Genomic DNA, 18,352 nt, shown 5'->3' on the forward strand with positions numbered 1-18,352 from the left:
TCGGTTCATTGTGGCGGCAGCAGATCCTTGGTCAGGTCCTGCTTGCGGGCGGCGTCGGCCAGCGCGATGGCTTCGCGCATCAGCGCTTCGGGATCGCGGATGGCGGCATCCGGGCCAACCCGTCTGATATCGGCACCGCGCCCCCGTTTGCCATTTTCGGAGCTGGGCAGCACCGCAAAGGCGCTCAACGGAAGATCGCCGGCCGTCAGTGGGCTGGGGAAGGTCTTGCCCGGGTTCACGCTGTCGGCGGGCACACGTGGCTTGTAGACGAAATTGTTGATGTCCTTGGTGCCAATGGATTCGGCTCGAATGGCCATCAGCGCGGTGATATTGTTTGATACTCGGCCCCAGGTGATCCCCGACGCAATGATGGCGGGCTGCCAGCCCGAACTGGCCCTTCCGATCTGATCGCGCGGAACACTGCCGAAAAAGCCATGCGGCGAACTGATTATCGTGTTGTTTTCCACCACGACGCCACGCACGCTGCTGACACTAATGCCGTGGCGCGATGAGCCGTAATAGACATTGTGGCGGATGGTGAAATCGCGGTGATAGCCCAAGGGCTCCTTCCCGTTTTCATAGGCTTCAGCGCGGATGAAAATGGCCTGCACATTGCGATCGAGGCCAGCCGAAAGATAATTGCCTTCGATCGTGACCATCGATGATCCGGTGGGTACTTGCTGGGTGAAGAACTGGATCATGTCGGGATGTTCGCGCAGGTCGTATCGCGGTTCCCAGCCAACGAACAGATTGTGGCGGATCATCATGCCATGCGTGGCGCGTGTCATCAGGCCTTCGCGCGCATTGGTGAAACGATTGCCTTCAATGACCACACCCCAGCTGTCACGAATGCCGGCGATCTGCTTGACATGGGTCGCTTCCGAAAGCGCAATCACCACGTGCTGGCTGTTCTGAATGACGAAGGCGTTCGATTCTTCCCATCGCGGACCTTCATCGGGAGTGGATCCGGTGAGTTTGACATCAACCATCATGATGTTGCGGGAAACGCCGATATCGAGCGGCATGGCCTTGCCAATCCCGCCCACGATGGTGACGCCATCCACGCGCCAATTGGCGGCCTTGCGGAAAATCATCCGGTTGATGCGAGCGCCGCGCGAACCGGTGATGCGGATCGGGCTACCGTCGATCTCCCGCGAGATCAGCACTTGCGGATATTGACCATCGGCAAGGCGGATGGTGCTGCCAGCCCGGGCCCACATGATCGCATTCTGCAGCGCGGCACCATCGGCCACTTCCACCACGTCGCCACGCGCCTGGGCGGCCAGCAGGCTGGGTTGCGGCAACAACCCGATCGCCATGGCGCCAACGCCGGCAAGCGCAAGGCCTGCACCGATGATTCGTTTTTTCATGGACCATTGATAGCATAGCCCCTCATCTGGCACATGAACCGCCTTGGGGGGCGCAATGGAAGGCGGCGTGCGTGGGGCCTGAACTTGTCTGTATCCGGCCGGCCACGGCCAGCGATCCGCTGATTTCGGTGGTGATACCCAGCTACAATCGCGCCGGCGTGATCGGCCGCACTATCACATCCGTGCTGGCGCAAACGCTGGACCGGTTCGAATTGATCATTGTCGACGATGGCTCCACCGACGAGACGCTGAAGCTGCTTGCCGGCTACAGTGATCGCCGCGTTGCCGTTTATCAGCAACGAAATGCCGGAGCGCCGTCGGCGCGCAATGCCGGCGTTGCCATGGCACGCAGCCCGTTGATCGCCTTTCAAGACAGTGATGACGAATGGCAGCCCGGCCTGCTGGCCGCGCATGTGAACGCCCTCAAGACCGCCGATGTCTCCTTCTGTCAGCTGGAGCAGCGCTATGGATCGGCGCAGGTGTTTTACCCGCCAGCGGGCTGGACATTGGCCGAGGATGTTTATGCCCAGCTGCTCGGCAGCAGTCATATTTCCACGCAGACACTGGCGATGACCCGCGCGATTTTCCGGCGTATCGGCGGCTTTGATCCGGCCATGCCGCGTTTTCAGGATTGGGATCTGGTGCTGCGGCTGGCCCAGGCGGGCGCGCGTTTCCGCTATATCGCGGAACCGTTGGCAATCGCCCATGACAGCCCCGACAGCCTGACCCGCAGCGTCGAAAAAGGCATAATTGGCCGCCAGCGGCTGATCGGAAAACATGGTGACGCCATGGCGGCCCAGCCAGAGGCGTTGGCCCGACATCATTATGTGATGGGGTCGCAGTTGCGCGCCCTGCGCCGCTTTGACGAAGCAAGAGAGGCATTTGCCGCCGCCTTTCGCCTGCTGCCCTTCCACTGGCGCGCCGCCGCGCAATGGCTGTTGGCGGCCGCACATCGCTAGCACTTGCCGCCGCCGCGCCCCGGCGCTAACCGCATAGCCATGTCGCGCGAAACATTCACCGAGGGCCCGAATGCGGGCTGGACCTGCTGGCGCCGGGATCCGGATGGCCGCTTTGCCTCGATGCTGGGCGATTTCTTTTTCCGCGAAGGCGCCCGCGGCGTCGAATGCCGCATGGAAACCGCGCGCAAGCATTCAAATGGCCTCGGCTATCTGCATGGCGGCTTCATCATGTCATTCATCGACATGGCGATGTTCGCGTTCATCTTCCGCCAGCTCGAAAACTCGGCCGCCGTCACCCTTTCGTGCGCCACCGATTTCCTCTCGGCCGGCATCGTCGGCAAACCGATCGAAGCCCATGGCGAGATCCTGAAGGAAACCGGCAAGATGCTGTTCGTGCGCGGGCTGGTGACGCAGGATGGCGTCAATCTGGCCAGCTTCACCGGCACCATGCGCAAGATCCCGCGGCCGCCGCGGCCCACCGGGGAAGGCCATGCGGCACGGCCCGGAGAGATGCAGGTTGACTGATGTTGCCGGCCGCTATGCCGAACTGCTGGCGGCGGGTGAACTGAAGCCCGATGCCGCGCAGGCGGCGGTGGTGCAGCGACTGGCAGCGCTGGAAATGGCGCTGAACCGTCCTGTCGAAACACCCGGCCTGATTGGCCGCCTGTTTGGCAAGGCACCGCCCACTGCTCCGAAAGGTCTCTACATCTGGGGTGGGGTCGGTCGCGGCAAGTCCATGGCGATGGACCTTTTTTTTGCTGCTTCCATCGTATCGCCCAAGCGTCGCGCCCATTTCCATGAATTCATGGCCGAAGTGCATGGCGCCATTCACGCCCGCCGCCAGGCCGGTGATGCCGATCCGCTGATCAGCGTCGCCGATCAGATTGCCACATCTGCCCGCCTGCTGTGTTTCGACGAGATGCAGGTGAAGGATATCGCCGACGCCGCCATCCTCTCCCGCCTGTTCACCGCGCTGATGGAGAAGGGCGTCACCGTGGTGACCACCAGCAACCGGCCCCCGCGCGATCTCTACAAGGATGGGCTCAACCGCCACCTGTTTCTGCCCTTCATCGACCTTATCGAGACGAAACTCGATGTGGTGACGCTGGACGGGCCGACCGATTATCGCCTGGCGCGGCTTGGCGGAACACAGACCTGGCACATCCCCAATGGCCCCGAAGCCACCGCCGCGCTGTCGGCGGCTTTCTTCCGGATGACCGATTATCCGCCGGAAGACCGCGAGCATGTGCCGACCGCCGAATTGCCGCTGCCGGGCGGCCGGTTCCTGCATGTGCCCAAATCGCTGAAGGGCGTCGCCGTCTTCAGCTTTGCCCGCCTGTGCCGGCAGCCGTTGGGCGCCGCCGATTATCTCGCCATCGCCCGTCATTATCACACGGTGTTGATCGTCGGCATTCCCCGGCTTGGCCCGGAAAACCGCAACGAGGCGATCCGCTTCATCCACCTCATCGACGCGCTCTACGAACAGAAGGTCAAGCTGGTCGCTGCGGCCGATGCCCAGCCCGATCAACTCTATCCCGCCGGCGATTCCAGCTTCGAATTCGAACGCACCGCCAGCCGGCTGATGGAGATGCAGTCCGCCGCCTATCTGGCGCTCGGCCACGGCGGATGAAATCTTCGCCATGCGTGGCGGCTCGATTGTGAAAGAGCAAGCACCTGCCGGAAACCGGCCTTCACTTTTGACAGTTTTTCCGCATTTCGCGTGTTTGAACGGACGTCTGGGCAGGCGACGGGCACCGAACCCGCCCATGCGCCAGGCGGACGATGACAGGATTGGGCCGTGTAGGACAGGGTAACCGCCTCCCAGTTTTCACCGGATGGGGCTTTGCTGCGGTTGCACAGTGCGCCGCCGCGCTCTATCCAGCCTGCGACATTTTGCCAGAATCGTTCAGATTCCCAATTCAACGGAGACCCCCCCATGGCTCGCAAGAAAATCGCCCTGATCGGCGCCGGCAACATCGGCGGCACGCTTGCCCACCTCGCAGCGCAGAAGGCGCTGGGCGATATCGTGCTGTTCGACGTGGTGGAAGGCGTGCCGCAGGGCAAGGCGCTCGATCTGGCCCAGTGCGCGCCGGTCGAAGGCTTTGACGTGAACCTGAAGGGGTCGAACGATTATGCCGATATCGCTGGCGCCGATGTGATCATCGTGACCGCCGGTGTTGCCCGCAAGCCGGGCATGAGCCGCGATGATCTGCTCGGCATCAACCTGAAGGTGATGAAGGCGGTGGGTGAGGGCATCAAGACCCACGCCCCGGGCGCCTTCGTGATCTGCATCACCAACCCGCTGGATGCCATGGTGTGGGCGCTGCGCGAATTCTCGGGCCTGCCGCACCACATGGTCTGCGGCATGGCCGGCGTGCTTGATTCCGCCCGCTTCCGCCATTTCCTTGCCGACGAGTTCAAGGTGAGCGTGCGCGATGTGAACGCCTTCGTGCTCGGCGGCCATGGCGACACCATGGTGCCGGTGATCGAATATTCCACCGTCGCCGGCATCCCGGTGCCCGATCTGATCAAGATGGGCTGGAGCACGCAGGAGCGTATCGATGCCATCGTGCAGCGCACCCGTTCGGGCGGTGGCGAGATCGTTGCCCTGCTGAAGACCGGCAGCGCCTATTACGCGCCGGCCACCAGCGGCATCGAGATGGCCGAGGCCTACCTCTATGACCAGAAGCGCCTGCTGCCCTGCGCCGTGAACCTGACCGGCCAATATGGCGTGAGCGATCTTTATGTCGGCGTGCCGGTGATCATCGGCGCCGGCGGCGTCGAGCGCGTGGTGGAGATCGAATTGTCGCAGTCGGCAAAAGCCAATTTCCAGGTGAGCGTGGATGCGGTGAAAGAGTTGCTGACGGCCTGCAAGGGCATCGACCCATCGCTGGCGTGAATTTCACCGGCACGCAGACCGAAGGATAGGGATTTCCAATGAACATCCATGAGTATCAGGCCAAGGAATTGCTGGCCAAATTCGGCGTTCCGGTGCCGGTCGGCTTTGCCGCGATGAGCGTCGAGGAAGCCGTGGCGGCTTCGGCCAAGCTGCCGGGCCCGCTCTATATCGTGAAGGCGCAGATTCACGCCGGTGGCCGCGGCAAGGGCAAGTTCAAGGAACTGCCGCCGGAAGCCAAGGGCGGCGTGCGGCTCGCCCGCAGCGCCGATGATGTGCGCGCGGCCGCCACCGACATGCTGGGCAACACGCTGGTGACGATCCAGACCGGGCCGGCCGGCAAGCAGGTCAACCGGCTGTATGTCACCGACGGCGTTGATATCGCCAAGGAGCTTTATCTGGCCATGCTGGTAGATCGCGCCACCGGCCGTATCGCCATCGTTGCCAGCACCGAAGGCGGCATGGATATCGAGGATGTGGCCCACCACCACCCCGAGAAAATCCACACCATCACCATCGATCCGGCCACCGGCGCCATGCCGCACCATGGCCGCGCTGTCGCCGCTGCGCTGGGGCTGACCGGCCCGCTCGCCAAGCAGGCCGAGAATGTGACGCTGAAGCTGTATGATGCCTTCGTCGGCACCGATGCCAGCCAGATGGAAATCAATCCGCTCGCCGTGACGGATGACGGCAAGCTGCTGGTGCTGGATGCCAAGGTCGGTTTCGACAGCAACGCCCTCTATCGCCACCCCGATCTGGTCGAACTGCGCGACCTGACCGAGGAAGACCCGGCGGAAGTCGAAGCCAGCAAGTACGACCTCGCCTTCATCAAGCTTGATGGCAACATCGGCTGCCTGGTCAACGGCGCTGGTCTGGCCATGGCCACCATGGACATCATCAAGCTGAACGGCGCCGAGCCGGCCAACTTCCTCGATGTCGGCGGCGGCGCGGACAAGGAAAAGGTGACCAACGCCTTCAAGCTGATCCTGAAGGATCCGGCGGTGCAGGGCATATTGGTCAACATCTTCGGCGGCATCATGCGCTGCGACATCATCGCGGAAGGCATCATCGCCGCCGCGAAGGAAGTGCAGCTTTCGGTGCCGCTGGTGGTGCGCCTCGAAGGCACCAATGTCGAACTGGGCAAGGAAATCCTTGCGAACTCCGGCCTGCCGATCGTGTCGGCCGACAATCTGGGTGATGCAGCGGCCAAGATCGTCGCTGAAGTGAAGAAGGCTGCCTGATGTCCATTCTCGTCAACGCCAATACCCGCGTCATCACGCAGGGCTTCACCGGCAAGCAGGGCACGTTTCATTCGGAACAGGCCATTGCCTATGGCACCAAGGTCGTCGGCGGCACCGCGCCGGGGAAGGGCGGTTCCACCCATCTTGGCCTGCCGGTGTTCGATACCGTGGCGCAGGCGCGCGAAGCCACCGGCGCTGATGCGTCGGTGGTCTATGTGCCGCCGCCCGGCGCGGCCGATGCCATCTGCGAAGCCATTGCCGCGGAAATCCCGCTGGTCGTCTGCATCACCGAAGGCATTCCGGTGCTCGACATGGTGCGCGTCAAACGCGCGCTGCAGGGTTCGAAGACCCGCCTGATCGGGCCGAATTGCCCCGGCGTGCTGACTCCCGGTGAATGCAAGATCGGCATCATGCCCGGCAATATCTTCCGCAAGGGTTCGGTCGGCGTCGTCTCGCGCTCCGGCACGCTCACCTATGAAGCCGTGCACCAGACCAGCGCCGTGGGCCTGGGCCAGACGACGGCCGTGGGCATTGGCGGCGACCCGGTGAATGGCACCAACTTCATCGACATGCTGGAAATGTTCCTGGGCGATCCGGCCACCCAGTCGATCATCATGATCGGCGAGATCGGCGGTGATGCCGAAGAACAGGCCGCCCAGTTCCTGATCGACGAAGCCAGGCGTGGCCGCAAGAAGCCGATGGTCGGCTTCATCGCCGGCACCACGGCGCCTCCCGGTCGACGCATGGGCCATGCCGGCGCCATTGTTTCGGGCGGCAAGGGCGATGCCGGTTCGAAGATGGCGGCCATGGAAGCGGCCGGAATCCGCGTGTCGCCGTCGCCATCGCTGCTGGGTGAAACGTTGATCGAGGTTCTGAAGGGCTGAAGCCCGTTCAAACGGTGCGGGAATTGGCTGCGCATGTTGGCAGTGCATGGCCGGCATGCGACAGTTTGTCATGACATGACCGCCATGTGCCGTTAAACAGGACAGAATCGCGAGTTTGAGGACTGTCACGATGGATATGGAAGCCCTGCTGCCCGGCCCGGAAGATCGGCCGGCGCCAAGTTGGGCCCGGCCGAACTGGCCGATCCTGCCCGGCGATGATCTGACGCGCGGGCTTGATGCCGCCGGCATGTTTGCCGAAAGCACCGCCAGGACCGCCGGTCGCGCCGCAGCCAACGCCGCCGCTGCTGGCGCCACGCCCGAAGACATTGCCCGCGCCGCTCAGGATTCGATCAGTGCGCTGATGCTGATCCGCACCTATCGCGTGCGCGGTCACCTGGCCGCCAATCTTGATCCGCTCGGCCTGGCCGTGCGTGATCTGCCGGCCGATCTGACGCCGGGCTATCACGGCTTTGGGGCCAATGATCTCGATCGCCCGGTCCACATCGGTGGCGCGCTTGGCCTGCAGACAGCGACCATCCGCGAACTCGTCGGCATCCTGCAGCGCAATTACTGCGGCAATGTCGGCCTTGAGTATATGCACATCAACGACGTGGAAGAGCGTCGTTTCCTGCAGGAAAAATTCGAAGGTCGTGACAAGGAAATCCAGTTCACCGCCAATGGCAAGCGGGCAATTCTGAACAAGCTGGTTGAAGCCGAGCAGTTCGAGAAATTCCTGGGCCGCAAATATGTCGGCACCAAGCGTTTTGGTCTCGATGGCGCCGAAGCCATGATCCCGGCGATGGAATCGATCATCAAGGTGGGCGGCGCGCTGGGTATCACCGAAGTCGTGTTCGGCATGCCGCATCGCGGGCGTCTCAACATGCTGGCCAATGTGCTGCAAAAGCCGTTCCGCACCATCTTCCACGAATTTGCCGGTGGCTCGTCCAACCCAGATGACGTGGGCGGTTCCGGCGACGTCAAATATCACCTCGGCACCAGCACCGATCGCGAGTTTGATGGCAACCGGGTGCACCTGAGCCTCGTGCCCAACCCGTCGCACCTCGAGGCGGTCGATCCGGTGGTGCTGGGCAAGGTGCGCGCCATCCAGACCATCATTGGAGACAATGCCCGCAAGCAGGTGATGCCGATCCTGCTGCATGGCGATGCCGCCTTTGCCGGCCAGGGCATCGTGGCGGAATGTTTCGGTTTTTCGGGGCTGAATGGCTACGGCACCGGCGGCACCATCCATTATGTCGTGAACAATCAGGTTGGCTTCACCACCAGCCCGCAGTTTGCGCGTTCGTCGCCCTATCCGTCGGACATGGCCAAGATCGTGCAGGCGCCGATCTTCCATGTGAATGGCGATGATCCGGAAGCCGTGACCTATGCCACCAAGGTCGCCACCGAATTCCGCCAGAAGTTCGGCCGCGATGTGGTGATCGACATGTGGTGCTATCGCCGCTTTGGCCATAACGAAAGCGACGAACCAAGCTTCACCCAGCCGTTGATGTATGCCGTGATCGGCAAGAAAAAGACGGTGAGCGAGCTTTATGCTGAACGTCTCGCCCGTGAAGGCGTACTGCCGGCCGAAGGCTACAAGGCGATGATCGACGCCTATGTGTCGATGCTGGAAGACGAATTCGACGCCGCGGCGGGCTTCAAGGCCAATGCTGCCGATTGGTTCGGTGGCCGCTGGGCCGGACTGGGCAAGCCCAAGGAGGCCATCGACAGCCGCCGCGCCGCGATGACCGGTGTGTCGATGACCGAGCTTCACCAATTGGGCAAGCAACTGACCACAGTGCCCGATGGCTTCAATATTCACAGGACCTTGGCGCGCGTTCTTGACGCCAAGGCGGAGATGTTCACCACCGGTGCGAACATCGATTGGGCCACGGCCGAAGCGCTGGCGTTTGGCTCGTTGCTGAAGGATGGTTACGGCGTGCGCCTGTCTGGCCAGGATTGCGGCCGCGGTACCTTCAGCCAGCGCCACTCGGTGTGGACCGACCAGAAGGACGGCAGCCGTTACGTGCCGCTGAAGGCAATGGATTCGCGCTTCGAAGTGCTGGACAGCCCGCTGAGCGAATTTGGCGTGCTCGGTTTCGAATATGGTTATGCGCTGGCCGATCCGAAGAGCCTGATCCTGTGGGAAGCCCAGTTCGGCGATTTCGTCAACGGCGCGCAGACCATCATCGATCAGTTCATTGTTTCAGGCGAAATCAAGTGGTTGCGGGCCAATGGCCTCGTCATGCTGCTGCCGCATGGCTATGAAGGGCAAGGGCCGGAGCACAGCTCGGCGCGTATCGAGCGTTTCCTGAGCCTGTGTGCGGAAGACAATATCCAGGTCGCCAATTGCACGACCCCGTCCAACTTCTTCCACCTGCTGCGCCGCCAGATGCTGCGCGATTTCCGCAAGCCGTTGATCGTGTTCACGCCGAAATCGCTGCTTCGCCACAAGCGGGCGGTGTCGACGCTGGCCGAAATGGGCCCGGCAACGACCTTCCACCGCTGCCTGGATGATGTGAAGCCGTGCGATCCCAAGGCGGTGAAGCGCCTCGTGCTGTGCACGGGCAAGGTCTATTATGATCTGCTCGACGCGGCCGAGAAGGACAGCCGCGACGATGTCTATCTGCTGCGGGTGGAACAGCTTTATCCGTTCCCCGGCGACGTGGTGGCCGAATATGCTGCCAAGTTCCCCAATGTCGAAACCGTGGTGTGGGCGCAGGAAGAACCGCAGAACGGCGGCGCCTGGACGTTCGTTGCGCCGCTGATCGAAGCGGCCATCGGCCGGCGCCCGGTCTATGCCGGACGTGCCGCGGCCGCCGCTACCGCCACCGGCCTGCTCAAGCGCCACAACGCCGAACAGGCCAAGCTGGTTGCAGAAGCGCTGGGCGCCACCACGACCCAAGTGAAAGCCGCCATTCGCGGCGGTCTCAAGAAAAAGTAAGAAGGTTCGATCATGGCAACTGATGTCATCGTGCCCGCCCTGGGCGAATCCATCACCGAAGCCAGCGTTGGCCAATGGCTGAAGCTGCCCGGCGACGCGGTCGCGGCCGACGAAGCCATCGTGGCGCTGGAGACCGACAAGGTGGCGGTGGAAGTGCCGTCGCCGGTGGCCGGCGTGATGGGCGAACAGATGTTCAAGCCCGGTGACACGGTGACGGTGGGCGCGCTGATTGCGCGGATCGTGGAGGGCGGGGTGCCCGCCGCTGCCGCGCCATTGCCCGCCGCTGCCCCGCCGGTGCCGGCCGCTGCCGCACCGCCGCCGCTTGCTGCCGCACCCGCTCCGGCCGCGGAATCGCCGGCCTATGACGCCATCAGCCCAGCCGTGCGCGGCCTGATCGATACCTACAATCTCGATCCTGCCAGCATCGGCGGCACCGGCAAGGATGGCCGCCTGACCAAGGGTGACGTGCTCGCCGCGATCGAGGCTGGCACTGCCCGCCTGAAATCCGCTGCCACCCCGGCCCCCGCTGCGGTCGCAGCCGCCGCTGCCGCTCCGGCCGAGCGCCGGGAGGAGCGGGTGAAGATGACCCGCCTGCGCCAGACCATCGCGCGCCGGCTGAAGGAAGCCCAGAACACCGCCGCCATGCTGACCACGTTCAACGACGTGGACATGAGCGCGGTGATCGAGGCCCGCGCCCGCTACAAGGACATGTTCGAGAAGAAGCACGGCATCCGCCTCGGCTTCATGTCGTTCTTTGCCAAGGCCGTGGTGCTGGCGCTGAAGGACGTGCCGTCGGTGGGCGCCGCCATCGAGGGCGACGAAATCGTCTACAAGGATTATGCCGATCTGGGGGTGGCCGTGTCGTCGCCGGGCGGGCTGGTCGTGCCGATCCTGCGCAACGCCCAGGCCAAGAGCTTTGCCCAGATCGAGAAGGATATCGCCGATTTCGGTGACCGGGCGCGCAAGGGCACGCTGAAGATCGACGAGCTGCAGGGCGGCAATTTCACCATCTCCAACGGCGGCGTGTTCGGTTCGTTGCTCTCCACCCCCATCCTCAACCCGCCGCAATCCGGCGTGCTTGGCCTGCACCGGGTGGAGGATCGCCCAGTGGTGCGGAACGGCCAGATCGTCATCCGCCCGATGATGTATCTGGCGCTGTCCTATGATCACCGCCTGATCGATGGCCGCGAAGCCGTGACCTTCCTGGTGCGCGTGAAAGAGGCCATCGAGGACCCGGCGCGCCTGCTGATCGACCTGTAAAGGAGCCAGACCATGGCCAGTCCCGAATTTGATGTCGTCGTCATCGGCGGCGGCCCCGGTGGCTATGTTGCCGCCATCCGCGCCGCCCAGCATGGCCTGAAGGTCGCCTGCGTCGAGAAGCGCGGTGCGCTCGGCGGCACCTGCCTCAACGTTGGCTGCATCCCGTCGAAGGCGCTCTTGAACGGCAGCCATCTCTACGAGGAACTGGCCGGCGGCCATCTCGCCAAGTTCGGCGTGAAGGCCGACAATATCAGCTTCGACCTGTCCGCGCTGCTGGGGGAGAAGGACAAGGCGGTGAAGGAACTCACTGGCGGCATCGAGATGCTGTTCAAGAAGAACAAGGTGGAGTGGGTGAAGGGCGAGGCCAGCTTCGTCGACGCCAAATCGGTGAAGGTGGGTGACCGCACGCTGACCGCGAAGAATTTCATCATCGCCACCGGTTCCGAAGTGGCGCTGCTGCCGGGCATGACGCCGGATGGCGAGGTGATCGTCACCTCCACCGAAGCGCTGAGCCTGCCGAAGGTGCCCGGCCATCTGGTGGTGATCGGCGGCGGTTACATTGGCCTCGAGATGGGCAGCGTCTGGCGGCGCCTTGGCGCCAAGGTGACGGTGGTGGAATATGCGCCGCGCATCGTGCCGGCGATGGATATCGAAGTGGCCGATGCCTTTGCCCGCATCCTGAAGAAGCAGGGCATGGTGCTGAAGACCGCCACCAAGGTGACCAGTGTGACCCGCAAGGGCAACGGCGCGGTCGTCACCGTCGAGCCGGCCGCCGGCGGTGCCGCCGAGACCATCGAAGCCGATGTCGTGCTGCTCTCCATCGGCCGGCGGCCCAACACCGATGGCCTGAACCTGGCCGCCACCGGCCTGACGCTGGATGCCAAGGGCCGCGTGCCGATCGACCATCATTTCGCCACCGCCGTGCCCGGCATCTGGGCCATTGGTGACGTGGTGGAAGGCCCGATGCTGGCCCACAAGGCGGAAGACGAAGGCCTGGCCTGCGCCGACAATATCGCCGGGCTGGCCGGTTACGTGAACCACGCCGTCATCCCGGCCGTGGTCTACACCCACCCCGAAGTCGGCACCGTCGGCAAGACCGAGGAGGAACTGAAGGCCGAAGGCGTCGCCTACAAGGCCGGCAAGTTCCTGTTTGCCGCCAACAGCCGCGCCAAGACCAACCGCGACACCGATGGCTTCGTGAAGGTGCTGGCCGATGCCAAGACTGATCGCGTGCTGGGCGTGCACATCATTGGCGCCATGGCCGGCACGATGATTGCCCAGGCGGCGCAGGCGATGGAGTTTGGGGCTTCATCCGAGGACATTGCGCTGACCTGTCATGCGCATCCGACGCACAGCGAGGCGCTCAAAGAAGCCGCGATGGCCGTTACCGGCAAACCCATTCACATGTGATGGCCGCAGACCGGGAGCGATTGGAACGGGACGGCTGCCTGCTGGTAAGCGGCGCCGCGGCCGGTCCGGCGCTCACGCGGCTTGCGGATCGGTTGGGTTCGGTGAAAGCTGGCGCGCGGGTTTCGACCCGTGATCCCGCTCTGGAGGAGGTGCTGTCGGCTCTGACGGGCATCGTCGAACCGGTTCAGCCCCGCGCCCGCGCCGTCCGCGCCCTCTGGTTCGACAAGACGCCTGAAGCCAATTGGCTGGTGCCCTGGCATCAGGATCGGACCATCGCGGTGCGCGAACGCCGAGATGCGCCGGGCTTTGGCCCGTGGTCGGTGAAGCAGGGCACATGTCATGTCGAACCGCCCTTTGCCTTGCTGGCGGCGATGCTGACGGTGCGCCTGCATATCGATGATTGCCCAGTCGAGAATGCGCCGCTTGAGGTCGCAAATGGCTCCCACCGAGAGCGGGTAGCGGCCGAAGCGGCAGCCAGTGCAGCCGAACGATATCCGCGTCAGTTGTGCCTCGCAGAAGCGGGTGACCTGTGGATCTATCGCACACCGATCCTGCACCGTTCTGCACGCGCCGCCGCCCCGCGACGGCGGCGTGTGCTGCAGGTGGATTTTTGCGCGCAGCAATTATTCGCCGGATTGCTGTGGGCAGATTGAGAGCGTTCCGAACCGTTCGTCCATATCGCCGCGCATGTGCTAGCATCGCTGATCTTCGCGCATGGCAATCGGGGGCAAGCCAATGATCAACGGCCGCATCGACGTGGTGAACCCATCCGACAGCGATTGGCTGGAAATGCTGCTGCCGCAGGTCGGCCGGCCGTTCTTCATCAAGCCGCTGCTCGACGAGCCCGACACCGGCATGAGCCTGTCGATGCTGCGCTATCCGGCCGGCTTCACCAATCCGCATCACACCCATCAATGCGGCCACGGCATTTATGTGCTGGAGGGCCGGCTGGTGACGCATCGCGGCGAATATGGCCCCGGCACCTTCGTGTGGTTCCCCGAAGGCGAGCCGATGCAGCATGGCGCCTCCGCCGATGGCGACATGCTGGGCTTGTTCGTGACCAATAAGCCGTTCAGCATCGATTATGTGAATGAACCGGAAGGACATCGCCCATGACAGGCCTCGCGACGTTCGAAGCTGGCGACGTCACCCTGCAATCGGGCGTCGTGCTGCCGGATGTGAAGCTCGTCTATCGCACCCACGGCCAGCTCAATGCGGCGCGGGACAATGCCATCCTTTACCCGACGCACTACATGGGCAATCACGACAGCAATGCCTGGGCGATCGCGCCGGGCATGGCGTTGGACCCGCAGAAATATTTCATCATCATTCCCAACATGCTGGGCAACGGGGTTTCATCGTCGCCCAGCAACACGCCGGCGCCGTTTGATGGCCCGCGGTTTCCGCTGGTGACGGTGCGGGACAATGTGCTGTTGCAGCACCGCCTGGTGACGGAAGTGTTCGGCATCAGCACGCTGCAACTGGTCCTTGGCCATTCGATGGGCGCGCTGCAGACGTTCCAATGGGGCGCGCTGTTTCCGGACATGGTGCAGCGGATCGCGCCCTTCTGCGGCGCGGCGCGGGTGTCGCGGCACAATTGGCTGTTCCTGGAAGGGGCCAAGTGCGCCCTGATGGCCGATGCGGCCTTTGCCGGCGGGGATTATGCGGCGCCGCCCGTTGCCGGCATCCGCGCCTTTGCGCGGGTGTATGCAGGGTGGGCGTGGTCGCAAACCTTCTTCCGCCAGCAACTGGATCGGGAGCGGCTCGGCCTGCCCTCCATGGAGGATTTTCTCCAGCTTGCCTGGGAACCGTTTTTCCAGACGCATGATGCCAACAATCTGCTGGCGATGCTGGCCACCTGGCAGGCGGCCGACATCAGCGCCGATCCGCGGTTTGACGGGGACTTCGCAAGGGCGCTGGCGGCCATCACCGCCAAGGCCTTCGTCATGCCGTGCCGCAGCGATCTCTATTTTCCACCCGAAGACAGCGAGATCGAAGTCGGCCACATGCCGCACGCTCAGTTGCGCGTCATCCCGTCGGTGTGGGGGCATATGGCGGGCGGCGGCATGAACCCCGAAGACATGATGTTCATCAACACCGCTCTGGCGGAACTGTTGGCCCACTAACTGAGGGGTGACGGCGGCCAATCCGGCCGCTACAGCGCCTTCATGTTGTCTCCCCGCGCCACCCGCACCGTTCGCTGGCTCCATCTGTGGACCGGCGTCATCATCGGTATCCAGATCATCCTCTGGGTGGCGTCTGGTCTCGTCATGGTGGTTCGCCCGCTGGACGAAGTGCGCGGCACCACGCTGCGGCGGGAGGCGCCCGTGACGCTGGCGATGCCCGCTGGGTTACCGCCGCTGCAGGGTGTCGAGAAGCTGGAACTCGGCCAGTTGCTTGGGCGCCCGGTGTGGAAGCTGACAGATGGGCAGGGCAAGCATCTGCTGGATGCCACCACCGGCAAGCCGATCGCCATCACGGCCACCAGCGCCGAGGCCATCGCTCGCGCCGGAACCACGCTCAGCGGGCCGGCGACGGTCCGGGAAGTGACGCCGAAGGCACCGGCCAGCGACTGGCGGGAAACCAATGGCTTTGCGGTTGAATTTGCCGATGATGTGCGCGTGTATGTCACCATGCAGGGCGACATCGGGGCAGTACGCACGCCGTGGTGGCGGTTTTATGATCTGTTCTGGGGGCTGCACATCCTCGACTGGCAGGACCGCGAGAACACCCATGGCCCGGTGATCATCATCGCCACTTTGATGGCATTGGGCGTCGTGCTCACCGGGGCCTTGCTCACCATCCGGCATTTCTGGCGGCGGTGATGGCCGCGCTTCCGATCCCGCCGCTGGAGCCGGTGCTGGCCGCGCTCGACATGGCGGGTGTGGCGGTGTTTGCCGTGTCGGGCGCGCTGGCGGCGGCGCGGATCAAGCAGACCATCGTGACCTTCGCCTTCTTCGCCACCGTCACCGGGCTGGGCGGCGGCACGCTGCGCGACATGTTGATCGATGCGCCGGTGTTCTGGGTGGGGCGTTCGGATTATCTCGGCATCTGCCTGGTGGGCGCCGCATCGGTGTGGCTGCTGCGCGCTGATCGCTGGCGCCTGGATGCGCTGCTGTGGTTCGATGCGCTTGGCCTGGGTGCCTATAGCGTGCTGGGCGCGGCCAAGGCGCTGAGCCTGGGCGTGCCGCCGCTGCCGGCGATTGGCATGGGCGTGCTCACTGCCAGTTTCGGCGGCATCGTGCGCGATCTGCTGGCCGGCGAACCCTCCATCCTGCTGCGCCGTGAAATCTATGTTTCGGCCGCCGCGCTGGGGGCGGGGATCTATGTGGGGCTCACCCTACTCGGCTTGTCGCTGTGGCCGGCGGCGATCATTGGCGCCGCCGCCGGTTTTGGGTTGCGCGGGATTGCCATTGCCACCGGGTTGGCCCTGCCGGGTTACCGGCCGGATACGGACGAGGATTGAATTAGGCGGGCCACAAAGCCTTCCGCTTCACGCGCGGCCGCGGGGCGGGGCGAGCCGGCCATGCTGCATTCGATGCACAATGCCTGCATGGTGGCGCCCTTGCCGCCGGCCAGCCAGCCCAGATCCTGTGCGGCGCTGAGCAGGCGCAGGCGAGAGGCCTGCACCAGGCGCGCCCACGGATCGCGCGCGGCGGGTTCTTCGGTTTCGCTGCGGCCGAAATCGGCAAAGGCCTGCTGCCACGCCGGGATAGGCCGTTCGATATCGATCACGCGCACATCGCCCTTCAGGCCGGCCTTGGCGGCGGCGGCGGCAACAGCGGCATCAAGCCCGCCGAAATTGTCGATCAGCTTCAGGCTTTTGGCTTCGGTGCCGGCCCACACACGGCCCTGGGCGATGCGATCGACATCGGCCACCGGCAGCTTGCGGGCGGCGGAAACCAGGCCAAGGAAGCGGCGATACGTGTCTTCCACGCCCATCTGCAGCACGGTGCGCACCTGCGGCGACAGGCCGGCCACCACATCGGGTTCACCGCTGTAGGGCGTGGTCTTCACGCCATCGGCGTTGATGCCGATCGCGTTCAGGGCGCGCGGGAAGCTGGGCAGGATGGCAAAGACGCCGATCGAGCCGGTGATGGTGGAAGGCTGGGCAAAGATCTGATCGGCCGCCGTGCCAACCCAATAGCCGCCGCTGGCCGCCGCCGAACCAAAGCTGGCAACGATGGGCAGGCCGTCGGCCTTGGCGGCCAGCAACGCCGTGCGGATTTCCTCGGACGCCGTCACCGAACCACCGCCGGAATCGACCCGCACCACCAGGGCCTTGATATCGTCATTCCTGGCCAGTGCCTCTTCCAGCGCCGCCCGGATGGTGGCGCTGCCGGCAGTGCCGCGCGGGGCCTCGCCATCAACGATATTGCCGGTGACATAGACGACGCCCACGGCATCGCCGCGCCCGCTGCTGCGGGTGGCCGACAGATAGTCGGTCAGGCTGACACCGGCAAAATGGCCCCAATCGGCGCGCTCGTCTTCGCCCACCAGCTCGATCATGGCGTGATCGAACGCATCGCGGTCGGCCAGGGCGTCGACCATGCCGGCATCCAGGGACGCCCTGGCAATATTGCCGCCGAACCTGCCGAGACGCTGCGGCAACTGGTTGATATAGGCGGTCACGTCCACCTTGGGTCGCAGCCGCCGGGCATCGGCAAGCCAGCTGGCCCACAGGCTGCCGGCCAGCGCCTGATCGGCGGCCCTGGCTTCGGGTGAGGCGCTGGCGCGGGTATAGGGTTCCACGAAGCTTTTGTAGGTGCCGACGCGGAACACGTTGACATCAATCTGCAATTTTTCGAGCGCGCGGGCGAAATAGAGCCGCGAACCGCCCGGACCGGTGATGATGACGCCGCCCAGCGGATTGAGCCAGATGCGATTTGCGCCCGCCGCAAGCAGCCAGCTGTCGTCGGTATAGGCCGTCGCCCAGGCGTGCACGGGCTTGCCGGCCTTGCGGAAGCGGGCGAGGGCGTCGCCCACGCTGGTCAGATTGGCCTGACCGCCGCCCATGAAGCCATCGAGTTCCAGCACGATGGCCTTGATGCGATCATCTTCGGCCGCGGTGTCGATGGCACGCACCAGATCACGGACCTGGATTTCGGATGCGACATTGCCTGATGCGGCATCCAGGACCGAGGTTTCCGTTGCCTGATCAACAATGGCGCCATCGATCGCCAGCACCAGCGCGGCGCCATCGGGGACGTGGGCCGGTTTCGCCGAGGACAGCAGCGCCGAAAAGCCGATGAAGAAGACCGCCAAAAGGGCAAGGACGAGAAAATCCTTGATGCCGACAATGATGCGCCAAACGAGGCCAAGGGTTTTCAAGATGCAGTGCCTTCAGGAAACGGAGCCCAGGCCATAGCAGCAGGCCCGTGGCAGCGG

General features: G+C 64.2%; 16 protein-coding genes. 14 read left to right on the forward strand and 2 right to left on the reverse strand.

All coding sequences use genetic code 11. From position 1 onward, the window contains the following. Window positions 1–5: 5 nt before the first annotated feature. Complete coding sequence (locus D619_RS0113295; protein ID WP_017669091.1) at window positions 6–1,370, reverse strand: right-handed parallel beta-helix repeat-containing protein; 1,365 nt, start codon at window positions 1,368–1,370, stop codon at window positions 6–8. Window positions 1,371–1,441: 71 nt separating this feature from the next. On the opposite strand from D619_RS0113295, the gene D619_RS16710 reads away from it, so the two are divergent. The 14 genes from D619_RS16710 (at window position 1,442) to D619_RS0113365 (ending at window position 16,430) form a co-directional block, all read left to right on the forward strand. Beyond that, a complete protein-coding gene (locus tag D619_RS16710; protein ID WP_017669092.1) occupies window positions 1,442–2,329 on the forward strand; it encodes a glycosyltransferase in 888 nt (295 codons plus the stop codon). A gap of 39 nt (window positions 2,330–2,368) precedes the next feature. Further along, a complete protein-coding gene (locus D619_RS17445) occupies window positions 2,369–2,854 on the forward strand; it encodes a PaaI family thioesterase (protein WP_017669093.1) in 486 nt (161 codons plus the stop codon). After that, the gene (zapE, locus tag D619_RS0113310; protein WP_017669094.1) at window positions 2,847–3,959 is read left to right on the forward strand and encodes a cell division protein ZapE; all 1,113 of its coding nucleotides are present in this window, start codon (window positions 2,847–2,849) and stop codon (window positions 3,957–3,959) included. The genes D619_RS17445 and zapE overlap by 8 nt, the downstream gene beginning before the upstream one ends. A 306-nt stretch (window positions 3,960–4,265) precedes the next feature. After that, complete coding sequence (mdh, locus tag D619_RS0113315; protein ID WP_017669095.1) at window positions 4,266–5,228, forward strand: malate dehydrogenase; 963 nt, start codon at window positions 4,266–4,268, stop codon at window positions 5,226–5,228. 38 nt (window positions 5,229–5,266) lie between these two features. Further along, window positions 5,267–6,466, forward strand: coding sequence for an ADP-forming succinate--CoA ligase subunit beta (gene sucC / locus D619_RS0113320; protein WP_017669096.1), 1,200 nt, complete (start codon window positions 5,267–5,269; stop codon window positions 6,464–6,466). Next, a complete protein-coding gene (sucD, locus tag D619_RS0113325; protein WP_017669097.1) occupies window positions 6,466–7,350 on the forward strand; it encodes a succinate--CoA ligase subunit alpha in 885 nt (294 codons plus the stop codon). Before sucC ends, sucD begins: the two co-directional genes overlap by 1 nt. Before the next feature lie 136 nt (window positions 7,351–7,486). After that, window positions 7,487–10,294, forward strand: a complete 2,808-nt coding sequence (locus tag D619_RS0113330; RefSeq protein WP_243442652.1) for a 2-oxoglutarate dehydrogenase E1 component — start codon at window positions 7,487–7,489, stop codon at window positions 10,292–10,294. 12 nt (window positions 10,295–10,306) lie between these two features. Then, a complete protein-coding gene (gene odhB / locus D619_RS0113335) occupies window positions 10,307–11,554 on the forward strand; it encodes a 2-oxoglutarate dehydrogenase complex dihydrolipoyllysine-residue succinyltransferase (RefSeq protein WP_017669099.1) in 1,248 nt (415 codons plus the stop codon). Window positions 11,555–11,566: 12 nt separating this feature from the next. Beyond that, window positions 11,567–12,964 (forward strand): dihydrolipoyl dehydrogenase, encoded by a 1,398-nt coding sequence (gene lpdA, locus D619_RS0113340; RefSeq protein WP_017669100.1) that lies wholly within the window; start codon window positions 11,567–11,569, stop codon window positions 12,962–12,964. Further along, window positions 12,964–13,617, forward strand: a complete 654-nt coding sequence (locus D619_RS0113345; RefSeq protein ID WP_051033510.1) for a phytanoyl-CoA dioxygenase family protein — start codon at window positions 12,964–12,966, stop codon at window positions 13,615–13,617. The genes lpdA and D619_RS0113345 overlap by 1 nt, the downstream gene beginning before the upstream one ends. Window positions 13,618–13,699: 82 nt before the next feature. Further along, window positions 13,700–14,080, forward strand: coding sequence for a cupin domain-containing protein (locus D619_RS0113350; protein WP_017669102.1), 381 nt, complete (start codon window positions 13,700–13,702; stop codon window positions 14,078–14,080). Then, window positions 14,077–15,090 (forward strand): alpha/beta fold hydrolase, encoded by a 1,014-nt coding sequence (locus tag D619_RS0113355; protein WP_017669103.1) that lies wholly within the window; start codon window positions 14,077–14,079, stop codon window positions 15,088–15,090. Before D619_RS0113350 ends, D619_RS0113355 begins: the two co-directional genes overlap by 4 nt. Before the next feature lie 42 nt (window positions 15,091–15,132). Next, the gene (locus D619_RS0113360) at window positions 15,133–15,789 is read left to right on the forward strand and encodes a hypothetical protein (protein ID WP_017669104.1); all 657 of its coding nucleotides are present in this window, start codon (window positions 15,133–15,135) and stop codon (window positions 15,787–15,789) included. Further along, window positions 15,789–16,430 (forward strand): trimeric intracellular cation channel family protein, encoded by a 642-nt coding sequence (locus tag D619_RS0113365; RefSeq protein WP_017669105.1) that lies wholly within the window; start codon window positions 15,789–15,791, stop codon window positions 16,428–16,430. Before D619_RS0113360 ends, D619_RS0113365 begins: the two co-directional genes overlap by 1 nt. Here the strand turns inward: D619_RS0113365 and sppA are convergent. Beyond that, the gene (gene sppA / locus D619_RS0113370; protein WP_017669106.1) at window positions 16,403–18,295 is read right to left on the reverse strand and encodes a signal peptide peptidase SppA; all 1,893 of its coding nucleotides are present in this window, start codon (window positions 18,293–18,295) and stop codon (window positions 16,403–16,405) included. The two genes, D619_RS0113365 and sppA, sit on opposite strands and share 28 nt — an antisense overlap. Between the last annotated feature and the right edge of the window lie 57 nt (window positions 18,296–18,352).

It is taken from the genome of Sandarakinorhabdus sp. AAP62, from assembly GCF_000331225.1.
Taxonomy (GTDB): Bacteria; Pseudomonadota; Alphaproteobacteria; order Sphingomonadales; family Sphingomonadaceae; genus Sandarakinorhabdus.

Bases quoted from the DNA above. Each gene is read 5' to 3' on its own strand.
- lpdA (WP_017669100.1), top strand. From the start codon at position 11,567: ATGGCCAGTCCCGAATTTGATGTCGTCGTCATCGGCGGCGGCCCCGGT.
- D619_RS0113365 (WP_017669105.1), top strand. From the start codon at position 15,789: ATGGCCGCGCTTCCGATCCCGCCGCTGGAGCCGGTGCTGGCCGCGCTC.
- D619_RS0113345 (WP_051033510.1), top strand. From the start codon at position 12,964: ATGGCCGCAGACCGGGAGCGATTGGAACGGGACGGCTGCCTGCTGGTA.
- sucD (WP_017669097.1), top strand. From the start codon at position 6,466: ATGTCCATTCTCGTCAACGCCAATACCCGCGTCATCACGCAGGGCTTC.
- D619_RS0113355 (WP_017669103.1), top strand. From the start codon at position 14,077: ATGACAGGCCTCGCGACGTTCGAAGCTGGCGACGTCACCCTGCAATCG.
- mdh (WP_017669095.1), top strand. From the start codon at position 4,266: ATGGCTCGCAAGAAAATCGCCCTGATCGGCGCCGGCAACATCGGCGGC.
- D619_RS0113350 (WP_017669102.1), top strand. From the start codon at position 13,700: ATGATCAACGGCCGCATCGACGTGGTGAACCCATCCGACAGCGATTGG.
- D619_RS0113295 (WP_017669091.1), bottom strand. From the start codon at position 1,370: ATGAAAAAACGAATCATCGGTGCAGGCCTTGCGCTTGCCGGCGTTGGC.
- D619_RS17445 (WP_017669093.1), top strand. From the start codon at position 2,369: ATGTCGCGCGAAACATTCACCGAGGGCCCGAATGCGGGCTGGACCTGC.
- D619_RS0113360 (WP_017669104.1), top strand. From the start codon at position 15,133: ATGTTGTCTCCCCGCGCCACCCGCACCGTTCGCTGGCTCCATCTGTGG.
- sucC (WP_017669096.1), top strand. From the start codon at position 5,267: ATGAACATCCATGAGTATCAGGCCAAGGAATTGCTGGCCAAATTCGGC.
- odhB (WP_017669099.1), top strand. From the start codon at position 10,307: ATGGCAACTGATGTCATCGTGCCCGCCCTGGGCGAATCCATCACCGAA.
- D619_RS0113330 (WP_243442652.1), top strand. From the start codon at position 7,487: ATGGAAGCCCTGCTGCCCGGCCCGGAAGATCGGCCGGCGCCAAGTTGG.